The sequence below is a fragment of the Mycobacterium arosiense ATCC BAA-1401 = DSM 45069 genome (genome assembly GCF_002086125.1).
GTDB lineage: Bacteria > Actinomycetota > Actinomycetes > Mycobacteriales > Mycobacteriaceae > Mycobacterium > Mycobacterium arosiense.
The window spans coordinates 1-236 of the sequence record NZ_MVHG01000399.1; the positions used below are offsets into that span (position 1 = coordinate 1).

The 236-nt window shown below is 63.6% G+C and carries 1 protein-coding gene; it reads left to right on the forward strand.

Annotation, left to right across the window (positions count from 1 at the left end; all coding sequences use genetic code 11):
• Window positions 1-236, forward strand: a 236-nt coding sequence (locus tag BST14_RS32330; protein ID WP_497795600.1) for an AAA family ATPase, incomplete at both ends; no start/stop codon positions are given.

Here is a 236-nt window from a genome sequence, read left to right on the forward strand (position 1 = left end):
GGCCCAGGCCATCGTCTACCTGGCCTGTGCGCCGAAGAGCAATGCGGTGTACAGCGCGTTCAACGCGGCGATGCGCGACGTCGCCGAAAGCGGCTCGCGGGAAGTGCCATTGCACTTGCGCAACGCGCCGACCAAATTGATGAAGAGCCTCGGCTATGGCGAGGAATACCGCTACGCCCACGACGAGCCGGATGCCTATGCCGCCGGAGAGGATTATTTCCCCGAGGATCTGGAGC